Raw genomic sequence first — 16,193 nt, 5'->3', positions numbered from 1 at the left:
TGCCCCCATCACCCGGCGAATCGGCTGCCGGGAGCGCCGCGCACCGGAAGAAGACCGCGCCGGCCAAACACTCGCGAATACCGGTGCCGTGCATACCCGTGCCTGAATTCGCCCCACCGGATCCAGGTTCCCGTAATCCCTGTATCTCTCGTATTCCTCGTGTCCGCACCCCGAATCGCCTTGCCCTCCGCCGATGGAAGGTCACTGTGAACGTCACCGTGGACGGTCAGCCCGACTCCGGCACCATCGACCTGATAAGAGATATTCCTCTCTATCGCCCGTCGATCGAGCAAGGCCATTTCCCCATTCTGGAGAAGCCGGAAATAGCCCGCGGATTTCCGGACAACTGGATGACACCGCGGCTCGCCGCCGCGCTGGAGGCGGGCGAGGCCGAGTTCGTCCTCTCCACCGGGACCAACCACGCCCGGATGCAGATCATCAGGCCCCCGTACTTCCTGCTGAAGTCGTACTACCGGCTGTGGAGCGAGCACCCCGACATCGCGGCCACCTGGCACGAGGGCTGCCGCCGGGTCTCGCTCACCACCGTGCTGGCGACCGAGCACGTGGCCCGGATCAACGCCCGCAAACGGGCGCCCGGACAGGCCGGCGGCGTACCGGAGCCGGCCCCGCCCGCGGTGCCCCGGCTGGAGGACCGCCGGCTCGACGAGCGCACCGTCTATCTCAATCTGCGGCTGGACCCGGCGCTCTGGAGCCGCGAGGACGTCGACCGGATGATCGCGGAGATCCGGACCGAGCGGATGTCCCATCCGCAGGGCGGGTACCACCTCGACTGCTCGGGCCCGCATCTGGCACAGCTGGTGCGCAAGGCCGTCGCCTGGGGGCTGTGGAAGGACTTCCCGCAGCCCGCGAGCGTGGTCACGGCGTACGAGTACACCCCGGTCAATGTCCGGCGCTATCTGGAGCGCCATCTCGACTGCCCGGTGGTGGATCTCTTCGGCAGCACCGAGCTGGGCTATCTCTACTACGGCGACCGCGAGGGCCGTTACCACCCGTATCTCGACCGGATGAGCCTCGAACTGATCCCGGTCGCGCCCGGCAGCAGGCTGCACAGCCTGATCGTGACCAGTGTCCGCAACCCCTGGATGCCGCTCGTGCGCTACCGCTCGGGCGACTGCGTGCGCACCCTCGACGGTTCGCCGGACCCGGCGAAGGTGACGCGCTTCTGCGGCCGGGAGAAGGAACTCCTGACCACGGCCGGCGGCCCGGTCTCCCAGGGGGACCTGGACGACTGCGTCTCGGCCGCCTCCCCGCGGATCTTCCTCGCCCAGCTGCACACGGGGGGACGGGACGGATTCCGGCTGCTCCACACCACCTTCGACAGCACCCCGCTCGATCCGGACGAGCGGACCGCCCTGGAGAAGCATCTCGGCGAGCTCACCGGCACGCGGTGCGTCGCCGAACACCGTACGCACATTCCGATCGGGGCCTCCGGGAAGTACGCCTGGCTCGTCACGGAGAGCTGACGGAGAACGACGGAGCTGACGGAGAACGACGGAGAACGACGGAGCTGACGGAGAACGACGGAGAACGACGGAGAACGACGGAGAACGACGGAGAACGACGGAGAAGCAGACGGAGAACTGAGGACCGGGCACCGCCGGAGAACCGCGCGGAGGAACCACCCGGAAGAGCCGCCCGACAGCCGTCCGACAGCCGCCGGGCGGTGCCGGGAGCAACCCGGCAGCGACCGGGAGCCGGGCCGTCCGGCCCGCCCGGTGACGGCGTCCCGCCGCGACCAGACCACTCGGGAGACCCCCATGAGCACCCAGACAGCCCCGCAGACAACGGTGTCGTCCGCCCAGGCCGCCCAGGCCGCGCAAGCCACCCGGCCCGCGCACCGGACGATCTCGGCGGAGGAACTCCGCGCCCTGCTCGGTGAGACCCTGCACACCGAGGTCGTGGAGTACTTCGTCCGGCAGACCGGCGAGACCCCCGCCGAGGTCGAGCGCCAGGTGCTCGAATGCCTGCGGTACCTCTATCTCATCTCCAGCCACCGCACCGAACTGAGCGGGCTCTTCCTCCCGGTGGAGCAGCACATAGACGAGATCTGGCACTACCTCATCCTCCAGACCCGGGAGTACCGTGCCCTGTGCGAGGAGCGGCTGCCGGGCGGCTTCTTCATCGAGCACCGCAGCATCGGCTACGAGGCCTATCAGCAGGAGCCGGGCCGGGAGCGCTCGATCGAGGAGGCGCTGCGCTGGATTCCCCTCTACTGCTGGGAGTTCGGCCCCTTCGACGAGGGCGCGCTGCCGCACTGGACGATCGTCCGCTTCCTGCACGAGCGGATGCGGATGCCGTTGTCGGACATCGCGGACCTCCAGCCCGAGAACGCGCGGTGACCCGCCCGGACGGGCCCGCCGGGCCGGCCGCCGCCGCCCATGGGGAATGACACGAGGAGCCAGTCCATGAGCCCCCGGCCGCCGGTCCCGTCCCCGCCGCCCTCCGAGGCGGCGGCCCCCGGCCCCGTACCCACCGCCGAACACCCCGCCCAGCGGCGCATCCTGACCGTGCTGGTGGTGGCCCAGATCCTCAGCGGCGCCGCGCTCGCCGCCGGATTCACCATCGGCCCGCTGCTCGCCAAGGCCATGCTCGGCTCCACCGGCCTGGCCGGGGTGCCCAGCGCGCTCTTCGCGGCGGGCGCCGCGCTCGGCTCGGTGGGCATCGGCCGGAGCTGCCGCGACCGGGGCCGCCGGCGCGGTCTGACCCTGGGGTACACGGTCGGCGCGGCCGGCAGCCTCGCGGTCGTCGGGGCCACGGTGCTGGACAGTGTGGTGCTGCTGCTCCCCGCCCTCTTCGTCTACGGCGCGGGGACCGCCTCCATCATGCTGGCCCGGTACGCGGGGGCCGATCTCGCCTCGCCCGCCCGGCGCGGGCGCGCGCTGGGCACGGTCCTCTTCGCCACCGCGGCCGGGGCCATCGCGGGCCCCAATCTGGTCGGGGTGACCGGCGATCTCGCGGCGGGCTGGGGTGTCCCGCGGCTGGCCGGCCCCTTTCTGCTGGCGTTCGCCGCGTTCGCCGCCGCGGCGCTCTTCCTGGGGGCCTTTCTGCGGCCCGACCCGCTGCTGATCGCCCGGGACCGGCCCGAGGAGGAGGCCGCTCCGCCCGCCGCCCCGGCCGCTTCGGGGGGCGCCACCGTCACCACCGACCCGCGCGGAGTGCTGGTCATCGGGGTGACGGTGATGGTCCTCTGCCAGCTCGTCATGATCGCCATCATGACGATGACCCCGATCCACATGACGGCGCACGGCCACAGCACCGGCACCGCCGGGATGGTCATCGGTCTCCATCTGGGCGCGATGTATCTGATGTCACCGGTTTCCGGATATCTGGCCGACCGGCTCGGCCGACTGGTCACCGCCGCGCTCTCCACCGCGACCCTGCTCGCCGCCGCGCTGCTGGCCTCCTTCGCGCCGCCGCACTCCGCGGCGAGTCTGACCTTCGCCCTCGTGCTGCTGGGCATCGGCTGGAATCTCGGCTTCGTCAGCGGTTCGGCCCTGGTCACGGACGCCCTTCCGGCCTCCGGACGGGCCACCGGGCAGAGCACGGTCGACTTCGGCATCCTCGTGGTGGGCGCGACCGGCGGAATGCTCTCCGGAGTGGTGGTCGCGGTGAGCAGCTTCCACCTGCTCGCCCTGGGCGGCGGAATCCTGCTCCTCGTCCTCGTACCGCTGTTCACCCTGGCCGCGGCCCTGCCCTCCTCCCCGGCCGGTCGGCGTGGAGGGAATCCGGCACGGCCCGCCGACGACCGGTGACGGGCCCCACAGGCCCTTGAGGGCCGCTATTACTGTGCGATTGTCAGTGGCATGGCTTACGCTGCCGTCACACGGGCCGCGCCCCGGTTTGCGCAGAGAGTGCCATTCCGGAAGCCGCGCGGCATTCCAGTCGAGTTCAGCGTGTTTTTCTGTGGGGGGTACGCATCACCGTGCGTGTACGCAACAGCATTTCCACCGGTACGGCTCTCGCCGTCATCTTCAGCTCCGTCGCCCTGGTGGCCGGAGCCTCGGGCACGGCGGCAGCCGGCCCCGTCCCCGGCCCGTCCGCCGGCGGCTTCTCGGCGGAGGTGCTCAACAAGCCCGCCGCCGGTTCGGCCGGTGCCGGCGGCACCGCCACCGAGAGCACGGAGCGCCGCGCCGCCGCCCCGGCCAAGGCCCTGCGGGTCTCCAACGACCCGAACAAGGCGCAGACGGCCCTGACGGTCAGCGCTCCGGCGAAGGCGGTCCGGGGCAAGGCCCTGACGGTCACCGGCAAGCTGACCGCGACCCCCGCCCTCCCGGCCGGGACCGCGCTGACGGTCACCCGTACCGACCTGGACAGCCCGAAGGGCAAGTCCCTCGGCACCAAGACCACCGCCGCCAACGGCACCTTCTCCTTCAAGGACACCCCGCCGGCCGGCGGCAAGGTCACCTACCGCGTCGCCTACGCGGGCAGCGCGACCCACAACCCGGCCGCCGGCCAGGACACGGTCGAGGTCTCCCGCACCGCGGTCAAGCTCTCCGTCGACCGGAACAAGCAGACCCACAAGTACGGCGCCTCGGTGAAGTTCACCGCGACGCTCGGCAAGACGTACAAGAACCGCACCGTGAAGCTGTACGCGGACGTGGCCGGCGACAACAAGCCCCGCGCGCTCTTCAAGTCCGGCAAGGTCAACAGCGCCGGCAAGCTCGTGGGCACGTTCAAGCTGACCCGTGACACCTCGGTCACCGCGGTCTTCGACGGCGACTCCCGCACCGCGAACCGCTCGGTCACCAGCACGGTCGGCACCCAGGCGAAGGTCGTCACCTCCGTCGCCCGCCACTACCGCACCGCGAACATCGGCTCCACCAAGTACCACTGGTTCACCAAGAAGACCAAGCCGCTGCTCACCACCTCGATGAACCAGTACCCGAACCGCTCGCAGCTGTTCGAGGTCCAGGTGTACTCGGGCGGTCAGTGGCGCGCGGCGCTCAAGGAGTACTTCCCGGTCGAGGGCGGTCTCTCCGTGGTCGAGCTCACCACCCCCGAGCAGGCCGGCCTCAAGCTCCGGATGCGCTCCTCCTACATCAACGGCTCCTCGGGCGACACGGTGAACGCCACCGTCAGCAGCGCCTGGAAGTACCTCTACTTCACCTAGGAGTACCCGGGGCGCGCGGCGTGAGCCGCCCGGCCCGATCCGGCGGCCCGGTACGGAGCACCCGCTCCGTACCGGGCCGCCGTCCGTTTGCGCCGCGGATTCCGTGCCGCCCTGAACGCGGAACACCGGCCCGCGGGTGTCCACGGGCCGGTGTGTTTCCCGCGCGGCCGTCCCGCCGGGGGGTGCCGGGGAGGCGGCGGGGGGAGCCGTCAGCGGCGGTGCGGCATCAGAACCGGACGTCCGAGCAGGCGTAGAAGGCGTTCTGGGTGTCCGCGATCGTCCAGACACCGAGGATGAGGTGCCTGCCGGACTTCTGCGGCAGGACGCCGGAGTGCCGCACCACGGAATCCGGCCGCGCCCCGCCGAACGGCACCGTGAGGAACGGCTGCGGCTCCAGGTCGGCCCTGGTCAGCGGCTTGTTGGGGTTGTAGCCGTCCTTGGTGATGTAGTACCGGAAGTCGGTGGTCGCATGCCGGACCTTGATCCACCAGCTGAAGCTGTGACTCTGCCCGGCATTGAGCTTGGTGGTGGGCCAGGCTCCGCCGCGCGGGTCGTCCAGCTCGGAGAAGCGGCCGAGGCCACCGGAGCAGATCTGCCCGTCGGCGGGCCCGCGGCTGGGGAATCCCTTGTAGCCCTCGACGCTCTCGGGCTCCCATTGGATCTGGCCGCAGTTCTGCACGGTGCGATTGCCGCAGAGCTGCTGACGGCTGATGGCGGAATCGGCATAGCCGTGGCCCTGGGCACTGCCGGTGGCCACGGCGAGGGTGCTGCCGAGGATACCGAGGCCGAGCAGGGCGGAAGTGATCTTTCTGCGCATGCTTCGCTCCTGGGGGAGGGTGTGGGGGTCGCCCGTGATGGGGGGAGGGCGATCAACGCAGTGCGGTCTAGACCAAGTTCGAGCGTAGACCCGTTGCGACGGCCAGGTCCAGACCAAGTCCCCGTGAGTGCGCGCCTGTTGAGTAAAGAATGCGTCTGCTCCGTGTACGGCGCCCGGCCGCGCCGCGTTTCCCTCGCGTTTGCGGCGTGCCCGGCCGGCCCGCGGTCACCCCGTTCCCCGTTTTCACGGCCTGTCCGGGCGCCCGTGCCGCCACCCGCCCTCGGGCACGGACGACCGACACCCCTGGGCACCGCCTCGGCGACGGACGCCCGGTCCCGCCGGATCGGACCGCGTCAGACCGCATCGGACCGTATCGGACCTGACCGGACCGCATCGGACCTGACCGGACCGGATCAGGCGTCAGACCGGATCAGGCCGGCGCGGCCTCCACCCGGCCCTCGCGGACCGCGGTCTCCAGCGCCCGGTGGTCGCGCTCGTTCTGGTCGGCGTAGCTCTCCGCGAACTCGGCCAGCGCGCGGTCGAAGACATCGCCGGAGCCGAGATAGCCCGCGATGGCGATCCGGTCCCCGGAGCGGGCGTGGGCGCGGGCCAGGGTCGCTCCGCACAGCTCGCCGAAGACCCGCATACCGCGCGGGACCATGATCTGGGGCGTCACAATGCCCTTCCAGTCGCGCAGCTGGCGCACATAGAAGTCCCGCTGCCGGCCGTCCGCCCCGCGGACCCGGTCCCAGCCCAGGAACACATCTCCGACGGCCTGCATCAGCCGCTGCCCGGCGACCACCCGCCGCCCCTGGTTGTCGTACTCGCTCTCACCCGTGTACGCGGCCAGTACCGAATGGTCCGCCTCCTTCGCCTGGAGGATCAGCGGATCGCCGTCGTCCTTGCCCAGGAGCAGCAGAATCCAGCAGCGCGTCCCCACACTGCCCACACCGACGACCTTCCGGGCGATGTCGACCAGGTGGTACTCCCGGAGCAGATGCCTCCGCTCGGTGGACAGGCTCTTGGCGTACCGGTTGACGAGATCGTGGAGCTCCCGGACGAGGAGATCGCGCGGCGCGCCCCGCAGCACGTCCTCGATCGGCACGATCAGCGGCGGGTCGGGGACGAAGCGGCGCTCCCCGCCCGCCTGCCGGGTGAGCTTTTCGTACGCCTGGAGGCTGTCGCGGGTGCGCGCCTTCGTCATGGCCTCGGTCAGCCGCCGGCGGCCCCGCGCGCCGAGGCGCTGATCGGCCACCGGCCGGAGCTCCTCCATGTCGGCCCGGTCGTACCAGACGGCGAGATTGCCCATACCGGCGTACGTCCGCATCCGCTCGCGGTACGACCGGACGGCGGCCCGGACGATCACCGCCCGCTCCTTCGCCGGCCAGCCGTTCTCCCGGGCGGCGATCACCAGACTCGCGGCCAGCCGCTTGACGTCCCACTCCCAGGGGCCCGGCAGGGTCTCGTCGAAGTCGTTGATGTCGAAGACCAGCCGCCGCTCGGGCGAGCCCAGCAGCCGGAAGTTCATCAGATGCGCGTCCCCGCAGAGCTGTGCCCGGATGCCGGTGTCCGGGGTGGTGGCGAGATCCCCCGCCATGATCGCGGCGGCGCCCCGGTAGAAACGGAACGGGGACTCGGTCATCCGCCCGTACCGGATCGGAACCAGCTCCGGCACCCGCAGGGCCGACTGCTCCTCGATCACCTCGACCGGATCGCGCCGGTCCGCGTCCGGCGCGAAGACACCATGACTCGACCTCGGCACCTTCTTGCGCGCGGCCCTGCCCTTCTCCGCCCGCTCCCGGGGAGTGGGACGGTGGTCCGGCCTCCGGGGTACGCCGCTGTGCTTGGTCATGGGGTGCACCTCCCGTACGAGAGCGCGAACCGGCATCGGCGCCCGCCCGGCCGCCCCACCTGCTCATTATCCGGGCCTCGCCCCCGCCCGCATGTCGGTCGGGGCCGGGAGCGGCTGTCCGTCGTTCACCGTGTGGGCCGGTCGGGTACGGGCTCGTCGTTCACCGTGTGGACCGGTTGGGTGCCGTCCGCCACAGCCCCGCCCCCGAGGCCAGCAGGACGACGCCCACCCCCGCCAGCGCGGCGGCATACGCCCCGCCGTCCAGGCCGGAGAAGTTGTTGACATAGACATTGCCGGCGATGGCGGCGGCGAACAGCAGCCACAGCGCGATCCTCATCAGCGGGCCCTCCTGGGCGTGTGTGCGGGGCGGCGGATCAGCGGAGCGGCACGGCCGCTTCCACCCGGTGCAGATGCACCAGTACGTCATACCCCTCGGTCAGTGTCTGCGGCCGGGTCATCACCTCGGGCACATGGGTCGCGGGTACGAGGAAGGTGGGACGCGCGGTGTTCAGCCAGCCGCCCGCGCCGGGGTCCCGGCCCGCCCGGCGCAGATCGAGGTAGTAGTCGCGGTGGCGGACCCGGTCCAGGGTGTGCTCATTGCTGCCGGGGGCGGCCGGTCCGGTGTCGAAGGTCTCGACATTCCCGCTCTCCCGGTGCGCCGCCAGGTAGCCGGCGCTGTGCACCGAGGTGCCGATGGCGAGATAACCGCTGCCGGTCAGCCGGCGGAGCCACTCCCCCTGAGTCACCGGATACTGTTCGGGCCACGGCGACCGGTAGGTGACATGGCCGTTGTGCGCCGCCGCCACGATCTTCCGCCCGGTCCACCGCTGCCACCACACCGTGTTCTCCGCCATCGCCCGGTCGCGGTGGAGATGCAGCGCGGCGCCGTCCAGTGCGTACATGCCGGCCATCTGGGCGATGACCCATGCCTCCTGAAGCACCCGGGGGTGCACGGCACCGGACCCCTTCAGGAGTTGGTGCGCGGCGCGGGCGTCGTCGGCCAAGGCCTGCTTCCGCTCCCGGGGCAGCGTGCCGATCGCCTTCATCCGCTCCGCCCGCCCGCCGGGCAGCGCGAGGAGTCCCGCGTACCGCTCGCGCAGTCCGGGAAGGAGCGCGGGCCGGTGTTCCGCCGTCCAGCCGAGGACCCGCGCGTACTGGTCGCGGCCCACATCGCCGATGTCATTGCCCATGATCCGCAGCTGGCGGGCGGAGGTGCGATTGTGCTCCCGCATCCAGCTGAAGAGCCGGAAGAACTCCTCCGTCCGCCAGGACTTGTAGTCGCCCTGGAACTCCTCGCGCAGGATGGTGCGGAGATCGCCCCGGCCCGTACGGATATGGGCGTCCAGCCGGACCCCGGTCGACCAGGGGGCCTCCAGGGCGAGCGCGGTGAACCCCTCCTCGGCGACCAGATGCCGGAACAGCCGCTCGCGGAAGGTGAACACCTCCTTCGACCCATGGGTGACCTCCCCGACACCGACGATCCCGGCCCCCCGGGTCATCCGCCCGAGGGCCGCCAGATCCCGGCTGGATCCGCCGTCCGGCCCGGTGGCCCGCAGCGGGTGCGCGTACCGCTCCAGACCGGCGACGACACCCCGGTCCGAGAGCGCCGCGGCCGGGGCCCGTACCGCCGCCGGCGCGTCGGACGCCAGTGCGGGCGCGGCGGACAGCATGCCCAGCGCCGCCGCGAGGGCGAGCAGGGCGGACAGGCCCCGGCGGGCGGGAATTCGACTCATGGGGACGGTCTCCTCGGCTGGTCGGCGAGCGGGGAAGCGGTATCTCTCCCCGTCCCGCCAACCCTGTCGTCCGCCGGGGCGCCGGGCCATCGGGCAGGCTCCCGGACGGTGGTGTAGCGGGCACCACCTCAACTCGCCGACGCATCAGGGCGAGTTGGCGGAACGCGAACCTCAGCGAACCGCGCGCTCGTCTGTACCCGGCTCCTTCGCGGTGGCGAGGGCGATCCGGTTCCAGGTGTTGATGGTGAGGATCGCGGCCAGCAGCCGGGCCAGCTCCTCCTCGTCGAAGTGGGCCGAGGCGCGGGCGTACACCTCGTCCGGCACACCCGCCCGCCCGATGAGGGTGACGGCCTCGGTGAAGGCCAGGGCGGCCCGTTCCTTCGGTGTGAAGAACCGGTCGGCGTCCTTCCAGACGGCGACCATGTGCAGCCGCTCCTCGCTCTCGCCGGCCTTCCGCGCGTCGGATGTGTGCATGTGCAGGCAGTAGGCGCAGCCGTTGAGCTGCGAGGAACGTATCTGGACCAGTTCGACCAGGGCCGGATCGAGCCCCTCGCGGGCGGCGTCGGCGAAGCCGAGCAGTGCCCTGAAGACCTTCGGCGCGGTCCTGGCGAAGTCGATCCGGGCGGTTCCGGCAGTGGTGGGGGCGAGTGCGGCGGTGTTCGTCATGACCATGAATCTACGGCCCGAGAGACCCCCGGTAGAGTGCACTCTCATGCCGGAATCATGGGTCAATTCCGCTGAGCGCATCGGCGCCGACCTGCATCTGAACCTCACCGAACCGGGCAGCCGCCAGGCCGCTCTCACCCATGCTCTCCGGGAGGCGGTCAGAGCGGGCCGGCTGGCTCCCGGCACCCGGCTGCCGCCCTACCGCTCCCTCGCCGCCGATCTCGGGATCGCCCGCAACACGGTCGCCTCCGCCTATGCCGAACTGGTCGCCGAGGGCTGGCTCACCGCCCGCCAGGGCTCCGGCACCCGGGTCGCCGAGCGCGCCGCGCCCCCCGCGCCCGTACGCGTGCCGAAGAAGGCCCCGGATGCCGTCCCGTCCCCCGTCCACGATCTGCGGCAGGGCCGGCCGGACGCCTCGGCCTTCCCCCGTACCGCCTGGCTCGCCGCCGCCCGCCGGGCCCTGAACGCGGCGCCCGCCGAAGCCTTCGGCCCCGGCGACTCGCAGGGGCGCGCCGAGCTGCGCGCCGCCCTCGCCGAATACCTCTCCCGGGCCCGGGGAGTGCGCACCACCGCCGACCGGATCGTGGTCTGCTCCGGCGTCGCCCACGCCCTGCGGCTGCTCTTCGGCGGCACCGGCGGCCGGGCGCGCGGGGTGCTGCGCGGGCCGCTGGCCGTGGAGTCGTACGGTCTGGGCTTCCACCGGGGCCTGCTGGCCGAGGCGGGGGTGCGCACGGTACCGCTGGAGATCGACGAGCGGGGCGCCCGTACGGCCGAGCTGGCCGCGCACCGGGGCGTACGGGCGGCACTGCTCACCCCGGCCCATCAGTTCCCCACCGGCGGGCCGCTGCACTCCGTCCGCCGCGCCGAGGCGGTGGACTGGGCCCGGACCCGCGACGGGCTGATCCTGGAGGACGACTACGACGGGGAGTTCCGCTACGACCGCGAACCCGTGGGCGCCGTCCAGGGGCTGGATCCGGAACGGGTGGTGTATCTCGGCTCGGTCAGCAAGAGCCTCGGCCCGGCCCTCCGGCTGGGGTGGATGGTGCTCCCCGCGCATCTGATCGCGCCCGTCCTGGAGGCCAAGGGCGAACGCGAGGCGTGGGCGAGCGTGCCGGACCAGCTGACCCTGGCCGAGTTCATCGCGTCCGGCCGGTACGACCGGCATGTCCGCCGGCTGCGGCAGTGCTACCGCCGGCGCCGCGACCGCCTCGTCGCCGCCCTGGCCGAACACGCGCCCCATGTCGCGGTCACCGGCGCGGCGGCCGGGCTGCAAGCGGTGCTGCGGCTGCCCGCCGACACCGAGACCACCGCTGTGCGGGCGGCGGCCTGGCAGGGCCTCGCCCTGGACGGCCTCGGCGCCTTCCGCCACCCCGCCGCCGGGCAGCCCGCCTCGGACGGCCTGGTCGTCGGGTACGCCGCACCGCCCGAGCACGCGTACGGCGCGGCACTGGAGGCCCTGTGCCGCGCCCTGCCGCCCGAGCCCTCAGGAATGTGACCGCCCGACGACCCGGATATTGAAGACATGCGAGCCCAGGCCGTGTGCGATGCCCATGAAGAGGAGCGCGAAGTGCTCCTGTCCCCGGGCGCTGGAGATCGGCCCGATGTCCAGCTGTGAACCGGCCGGCCAGCCGAGATCGGTGAGCAGCCGCGCGGTGATCTCCTTGGCCCCGGCGCTGTCCCCGGAGAGGAAGACGGTGCCCGGCCCGTCCAGGGTGTCCGCCGGGTTCACCATCACGGTCGAGTCCATCGTGCAGAGCGTCTTGACCACGCGGATCCGGGGGAAGGCGGCCTGGATCCGCTCGCCGAGACTGTCGTTGGGGTGGGAGAGAAGGGTGTAGTCGTCGGAGAGCCCGACGCCGACGTCGACCAGCACCGTATCCGCGAGACCGGCGGCCCCGGCGGCTTCCAGTACGTCCACGGAGACGCCCCCGGGGGTGGCGTTCACCAGGATGTCCGCACGGGCCGTCACCTCGTCCAGCGCGACGACGTCAAAGCCCAGATGTGTCCGTTCGGCGGGTTGGCGTGATGCCAGCACGATGTCATGTCCCGCATCGCGCCAGCCCGTTGCGAGTGCTCGTGCGACATTGCCGGTGCCCAGAATTCCTATACGCATGGGGCGAAGCCAACCCCGCCCGGGCGGTGCGCACATCGGCCGTGCGCCCCAACTCGCCCTGGTTCCATGGGCGTACATCCACCGCACTTTGACAGCCGGACCGGTCCGGGCCGCCCCGCGCCCCCTCCGCGAGGCCGCCCCGCGCCCCCTCCGCGAGGGCCGCCCCGCGCCCCCTCCGCGAGGCCGCGCCACTCCGCCCGCGCGGGCTCTCGCGGCGAGGACGACCGCGCCCCGCCCATGAGGTGTACTGGCAGTACACCCCTACAGTCTGTACTGTCGGTCCATGCTGCCTTGTCCATCCCGCCCGCCGACTCCGCACAGCACCCGGGGGAGTACCGCCGCGCGCCGTGCCCCGGCCTTCGAGTCACTTCCCGCAGGACGGACCCACCATGGCTGAGCCCACCGCCCCCGGGCACATCGACCCCGCCCCGCCCCCGGACGACTGCGCCCGCGTACTCGCCGACGCCTTCGCCCGCGAACCGGCCGTCTCCTGGATCTGCGGCGACTCACCCGTCACCCGCCGTCGCTGGTTCGCCGCCACCCTCCACGCCCAGGCGACCGTCCCCGGCGCCCGCCACTACCTCCTGACCGACCGGACCACCCACCCGGCCGGCGCGGCCGTCCTCACCCCACCCGCCACCCCACCCTCACCCGGCGCCCGCGCCCGATGGGCCACCCGCACCCTCACCCTCTGCGGCCCCCGCACCCTGGGCCGTACCCTGCGCTATCTCCACGCCACCGAATCCGCCGTACCCGAAGGCGCCTGGGTACTGGAGTTCATCGGCATCACCCCCACGGCGGCGGGCCGCGGCGCCGGCCGCCGCCTCCTGGACCGCCTCATCGCCGACACCCCGCCGACGGCCGGAATCTTCCTCAGCACGGCCGACCCGGCGAATGTCCCGCTCTACACCCGCTTCGACTTCGAACCCCTGCACCGCCTGGCGGTGGGCCCGCTCTCCGTCACGCTCATGCACCGGGCGGCGGGGCGGGGGGCTCGGCCCTGAGGGGTCACACCGTCTCGCCTTCGATCTCCGCGTAAGGAGAACTCCAGCTCGGTGATGGGTCAGGTCGCGACGAGCCGGCTGCTGCCGCTTGGTCCCAGCCGTACTGTTCGGCGTCTCCGCGAAGGAATCGGGCGAGCGCGCTGGCGTCGATCAGAAACTGTGCCCCGCTCAGCCGGACAGGCTGATTCGGTCTGTGAGGGGAAGAGGGGCGGCCCGCAGTGAGTACGAGATCGAGGCGCTGCCTCCGGCCAGGGGAGACGGAGAAACGTCGAAGGCCCCCATCTCGCGATGGGGGCCTTCGACGTTAGTGCCCGGTGAGGCACTGGCGGAGGATACGAGATTCGAACTCGTGAGGGGTTGCCCCCAACACGCTTTCCAAGCGTGCGCCCTAGGCCACTAGGCGAATCCTCCGCCGCAAACAATACAAGACGCTGGAGGGTGCTCGCGAACTCGTACCCACCCCCGGCCATCGGGTACTGTGTGCGGAGCCCCTCACGTGGCGCTATCTGACTGAACTCCCCCAGGGCCGGAAGGCAGCAAGGGTAGGTTGGCTCTGGCGGGTGCGTGGGGGGCGCTTGCGTTTGCCGGCAAGGGGGAGGCCGGTGGGGGAGCCGGGTGCGGTGGTGGTTCGGGGACGGTTGTCAGTGGGTCCCGATAACCTCGTGGATGTGTCGTCTCTTGCGCTGTACCGCCGCTATCGTCCCGAGTCCTTCGCCGAGGTCATCGGGCAGGAGCATGTCACCGACCCGTTGCAGCAGGCCCTGCGGAACAACCGGGTCAATCATGCGTACCTGTTCAGTGGGCCGCGCGGGTGCGGGAAGACGACCAGTGCGCGCATTCTCGCCCGCTGCCTGAACTGCGAGCAGGGGCCCACACCCACCCCCTGCGGCGAGTGCCAGTCCTGCCGCGACCTCGCGAGGAACGGACCGGGGTCCATCGACGTCATCGAGATCGACGCCGCCTCGCACGGTGGCGTGGACGATGCCCGTGACCTGCGGGAGAAGGCTTTCTTCGGGCCGGCCGGCAGCCGGTACAAGATCTACATCATCGACGAGGCCCACATGGTCACGCCGCAGGGCTTCAATGCCCTGCTGAAGGTCGTCGAGGAGCCGCCGGAGCATCTGAAGTTCATCTTCGCGACCACGGAGCCGGAGAAGGTCATCGGCACCATCCGCTCGCGTACGCACCACTACCCCTTCCGGCTGGTGCCCCCCGGGACGCTGCGCGACTACCTCGGTGAGGTGTGCGGCAAGGAGGACATCCCGGTCGCTGACGGTGTGCTGCCGCTGGTCGTGCGGGCGGGTGCCGGGTCGGTGCGGGATTCGATGTCCGTCATGGACCAGCTCCTCGCCGGTGCCACCGAGGAGGGTGTGACCTATGCCATGGCCACTGGGCTCCTCGGATATACGGACGGGTCCCTGCTCGACTCGGTGGTGGACGCCTTCGCGGCGGGGGACGGCGCCGCCGCGTTCGAGGTGGTCGACCGGGTGATCGAGGGGGGCAACGACCCCAGGCGATTCGTCGCGGATCTGCTGGAGCGGCTGCGTGACCTGGTGATTCTGGCCGCCGTGCCGGACGCGGGGGAGAAGGGGCTCATCGACGCGCCGGCCGATGTGGTCGAGCGGATGCAGGCGCAAGCGTCCGTCTTCGGGGCGGCCGAGCTGAGCCGGGCCGCCGATCTGGTCAACAGCGGGCTCACCGAGATGCGCGGGGCCACCTCGCCCAGGCTCCAGCTGGAGCTGATTTGCGCGCGGGTGCTGCTGCCCGCCGCCTATGACGACGAGCGGTCCGTCCGGGCCCGGCTCGACCGGCTGGAGCGCGGGGCCGCGGCCGCGGCGGGCGCGGGACCCGCGCCGGTGGCCGTGGCGTATCCGGCCCAGGAGCCCGGCCGGGCGGCTCCGGCCATGGGGTACGTCCCCGGGCCCGAGGCCGCACCCCATATGCCGGGTCCGGACGGCCCCGTCCCGCCCGCGGCTCCGGCGGCCCCCGTCGCACCCCCGGCACCCGTGCCGGACACCGCTCCGGCCGCCGAGCCCGCGGCCCGGCCCGGTGCCTGGCCGGGCGCCGCCGCGCCCGCCCAGCCGCAGCAGCCCGCGCCCGCCGCCGGCGGCGACACCGCCAGGCGGCCCGGTGGCTGGCCCACCGCCTCCGCCCCCGGCCAGGGCTCCCGGCCGGCCGCCCAGCCCCAGCAGCAGGCCCCGGAGCCGCCGCAGCAGTCCGTACAGCAGCCCGCCCAGCCGCAGCAGCCCGCGGCGGCCAGCGGCGGCCCGGCGGGGCCCGGCGCCGTACAGGTCCGCAACATGTGGCCGGACATCCTGGAGGCGGTGAAGAACCGCCGGCGCTTCACCTGGATCCTGCTCAGCCAGAATGCCCAGGTCGCGGGCTTCGACGGCACCACCCTCCAGCTCGGCTTCATCAATGCGGGAGCGCGGGACAACTTCACCAGCAGCGGCAGCGAGAGCGTGCTCCGCCAGGCGCTCTCGGAACAGTTCAATGTGCAGTGGAAGGTCGAGGCGCTCGTCGACCCCTCCGGCGGTGTCGGCGGATCGCCCGCCGGCAGTGGAGGCGTCGGCGGCGGTTACGGCGGCGCCCGGCCCCCGCAGCACACCCCCGCCCAGGTGCCGCCCCCGCCGCAGCCCGCCCGTACGGCTCCCCCGGCGCCCCCCGCTCAGCAGGCCCCGGCCGCGCACACCCCGGCTCCCGGACCGGCCGCGCCCGCCCCCGCCCCCGTCTACACCCCGCCCCCGGTCGCCCCCGAGGACGATGTGCCCGAGGACGACGACCCCGATCTCGTCGACTCCGCGCTCTCCGGACACGAGCTGATCGTGCGCGAGCTGGGCGCGACCGTGGTGGAGGAATACACCAACGAATAGAGGA

13 protein-coding genes, 1 tRNA gene, 1 other RNA gene and 1 pseudogene are annotated in these 16,193 nt (G+C 72.2%); 8 read left to right on the top strand and 8 right to left on the bottom strand.

The window, feature by feature from the left end:
- Positions 1 to 218 precede the first annotated feature (218 nt).
- The 4 genes from AAFN69_RS02010 to AAFN69_RS01995 all read left to right on the top strand — a co-directional run bounded on the left by AAFN69_RS02010 (position 219) and on the right by AAFN69_RS01995 (position 5,131).
- On the top strand, positions 219 to 1,484 hold the full coding sequence (locus AAFN69_RS02010; protein ID WP_347726769.1) for a hypothetical protein: 1,266 nt from the start codon (positions 219 to 221) through the stop codon (positions 1,482 to 1,484).
- 294 nt (positions 1,485 to 1,778) lie between these two features.
- Positions 1,779 to 2,360, top strand: a complete 582-nt coding sequence (locus AAFN69_RS02005; protein WP_347726449.1) for a hypothetical protein — start codon at positions 1,779 to 1,781, stop codon at positions 2,358 to 2,360.
- Positions 2,361 to 2,426: 66 nt separating this feature from the next.
- On the top strand, positions 2,427 to 3,773 hold the full coding sequence (locus tag AAFN69_RS02000; RefSeq protein WP_347726448.1) for an MFS transporter: 1,347 nt from the start codon (positions 2,427 to 2,429) through the stop codon (positions 3,771 to 3,773).
- 170 nt (positions 3,774 to 3,943) lie between these two features.
- Complete coding sequence (locus tag AAFN69_RS01995; RefSeq protein ID WP_347726447.1) at positions 3,944 to 5,131, top strand: hypothetical protein; 1,188 nt, start codon at positions 3,944 to 3,946, stop codon at positions 5,129 to 5,131.
- Positions 5,132 to 5,357: 226 nt separating this feature from the next.
- On the opposite strand, the gene AAFN69_RS01990 is transcribed toward AAFN69_RS01995, so the two are convergent.
- The 5 genes from AAFN69_RS01990 to AAFN69_RS01970 form a co-directional block, all read right to left on the bottom strand.
- Positions 5,358 to 5,948 carry a lytic polysaccharide monooxygenase auxiliary activity family 9 protein gene (locus AAFN69_RS01990; RefSeq protein WP_347726446.1) on the bottom strand — a complete coding sequence of 197 codons (591 nt, stop codon included), beginning with the start codon at positions 5,946 to 5,948 and terminating at the stop codon, positions 5,358 to 5,360.
- Between the two features lie 430 nt (positions 5,949 to 6,378).
- Complete coding sequence (locus AAFN69_RS01985) at positions 6,379 to 7,800, bottom strand: DUF2252 domain-containing protein (protein WP_347726445.1); 1,422 nt, start codon at positions 7,798 to 7,800, stop codon at positions 6,379 to 6,381.
- A 160-nt stretch (positions 7,801 to 7,960) separates the two neighbouring features.
- Positions 7,961 to 8,137: a hypothetical protein gene (locus AAFN69_RS01980; protein ID WP_347726444.1), complete on the bottom strand. Its 177-nt coding sequence runs from the start codon at positions 8,135 to 8,137 to the stop codon at positions 7,961 to 7,963.
- A gap of 37 nt (positions 8,138 to 8,174) precedes the next feature.
- Complete coding sequence (locus AAFN69_RS01975) at positions 8,175 to 9,533, bottom strand: erythromycin esterase family protein (RefSeq protein ID WP_347726443.1); 1,359 nt, start codon at positions 9,531 to 9,533, stop codon at positions 8,175 to 8,177.
- 171 nt (positions 9,534 to 9,704) lie between these two features.
- Positions 9,705 to 10,205 (bottom strand): carboxymuconolactone decarboxylase family protein, encoded by a 501-nt coding sequence (locus AAFN69_RS01970; RefSeq protein WP_347726768.1) that lies wholly within the window; start codon positions 10,203 to 10,205, stop codon positions 9,705 to 9,707.
- A gap of 40 nt (positions 10,206 to 10,245) precedes the next feature.
- Between AAFN69_RS01970 and AAFN69_RS01965 the strand changes: the two genes are divergently transcribed.
- On the top strand, positions 10,246 to 11,694 hold the full coding sequence (locus AAFN69_RS01965) for a PLP-dependent aminotransferase family protein (protein ID WP_347726442.1): 1,449 nt from the start codon (positions 10,246 to 10,248) through the stop codon (positions 11,692 to 11,694).
- Here AAFN69_RS01965 and AAFN69_RS01960 read toward each other — a convergent pair.
- A complete protein-coding gene (locus AAFN69_RS01960) occupies positions 11,683 to 12,312 on the bottom strand; it encodes an NAD(P)-binding domain-containing protein (protein ID WP_347726441.1) in 630 nt (209 codons plus the stop codon). The genes AAFN69_RS01965 and AAFN69_RS01960 overlap by 12 nt on opposite strands.
- Before the next feature lie 389 nt (positions 12,313 to 12,701).
- On the opposite strand from AAFN69_RS01960, the gene AAFN69_RS01955 reads away from it, so the two are divergent.
- A complete protein-coding gene (locus AAFN69_RS01955; RefSeq protein ID WP_347726440.1) occupies positions 12,702 to 13,316 on the top strand; it encodes a hypothetical protein in 615 nt (204 codons plus the stop codon).
- A gap of 62 nt (positions 13,317 to 13,378) precedes the next feature.
- On the opposite strand, the pseudogene AAFN69_RS01950 reads toward AAFN69_RS01955, so the two are convergent.
- Both AAFN69_RS01950 and AAFN69_RS01945 read right to left on the bottom strand, forming a co-directional pair.
- Positions 13,379 to 13,488, bottom strand: a pseudogene (locus AAFN69_RS01950) (VapC toxin family PIN domain ribonuclease); the annotation flags it as partial.
- 151 nt (positions 13,489 to 13,639) lie between these two features.
- Positions 13,640 to 13,727: transfer RNA gene (locus AAFN69_RS01945), tRNA-Ser, on the bottom strand.
- Between the two features lie 72 nt (positions 13,728 to 13,799).
- Between AAFN69_RS01945 and ffs the strand changes: the two genes are divergently transcribed.
- Together ffs and AAFN69_RS01935 are read left to right on the top strand one after the other, a co-directional pair.
- An RNA gene (gene ffs, locus AAFN69_RS01940) (signal recognition particle sRNA small type) lies at positions 13,800 to 13,898 on the top strand.
- A gap of 86 nt (positions 13,899 to 13,984) precedes the next feature.
- Positions 13,985 to 16,189, top strand: coding sequence for a DNA polymerase III subunit gamma and tau (locus AAFN69_RS01935; protein ID WP_347726439.1), 2,205 nt, complete (start codon positions 13,985 to 13,987; stop codon positions 16,187 to 16,189).
- Positions 16,190 to 16,193: the final 4 nt, after the last annotated feature.

It is taken from the genome of Streptomyces sp. CAU 1734 (assembly GCF_039888735.1).
Classification (GTDB): Bacteria; Actinomycetota; Actinomycetes; order Streptomycetales; family Streptomycetaceae; genus Streptomyces.
Note: the sequence above shows the minus strand (reverse complement) of the source record. Positions and strands in the feature narration are given on the sequence as shown.

Bases quoted from the DNA above. Each gene is read 5' to 3' on its own strand.
- AAFN69_RS02005 (WP_347726449.1), top strand. From the start codon at position 1,779: ATGAGCACCCAGACAGCCCCGCAGACAACGGTGTCGTCCGCCCAGGCC.
- AAFN69_RS02000 (WP_347726448.1), top strand. From the start codon at position 2,427: ATGAGCCCCCGGCCGCCGGTCCCGTCCCCGCCGCCCTCCGAGGCGGCG.
- AAFN69_RS01990 (WP_347726446.1), bottom strand. From the start codon at position 5,948: ATGCGCAGAAAGATCACTTCCGCCCTGCTCGGCCTCGGTATCCTCGGC.
- AAFN69_RS01985 (WP_347726445.1), bottom strand. From the start codon at position 7,800: ATGACCAAGCACAGCGGCGTACCCCGGAGGCCGGACCACCGTCCCACT.
- AAFN69_RS01980 (WP_347726444.1), bottom strand. From the start codon at position 8,137: ATGAGGATCGCGCTGTGGCTGCTGTTCGCCGCCGCCATCGCCGGCAAT.
- AAFN69_RS01975 (WP_347726443.1), bottom strand. From the start codon at position 9,533: ATGAGTCGAATTCCCGCCCGCCGGGGCCTGTCCGCCCTGCTCGCCCTC.
- AAFN69_RS01970 (WP_347726768.1), bottom strand. From the start codon at position 10,205: ATGGTCATGACGAACACCGCCGCACTCGCCCCCACCACTGCCGGAACC.
- AAFN69_RS01965 (WP_347726442.1), top strand. From the start codon at position 10,246: ATGCCGGAATCATGGGTCAATTCCGCTGAGCGCATCGGCGCCGACCTG.
- AAFN69_RS01960 (WP_347726441.1), bottom strand. From the start codon at position 12,312: ATGCGTATAGGAATTCTGGGCACCGGCAATGTCGCACGAGCACTCGCA.
- AAFN69_RS01955 (WP_347726440.1), top strand. From the start codon at position 12,702: ATGGCTGAGCCCACCGCCCCCGGGCACATCGACCCCGCCCCGCCCCCG.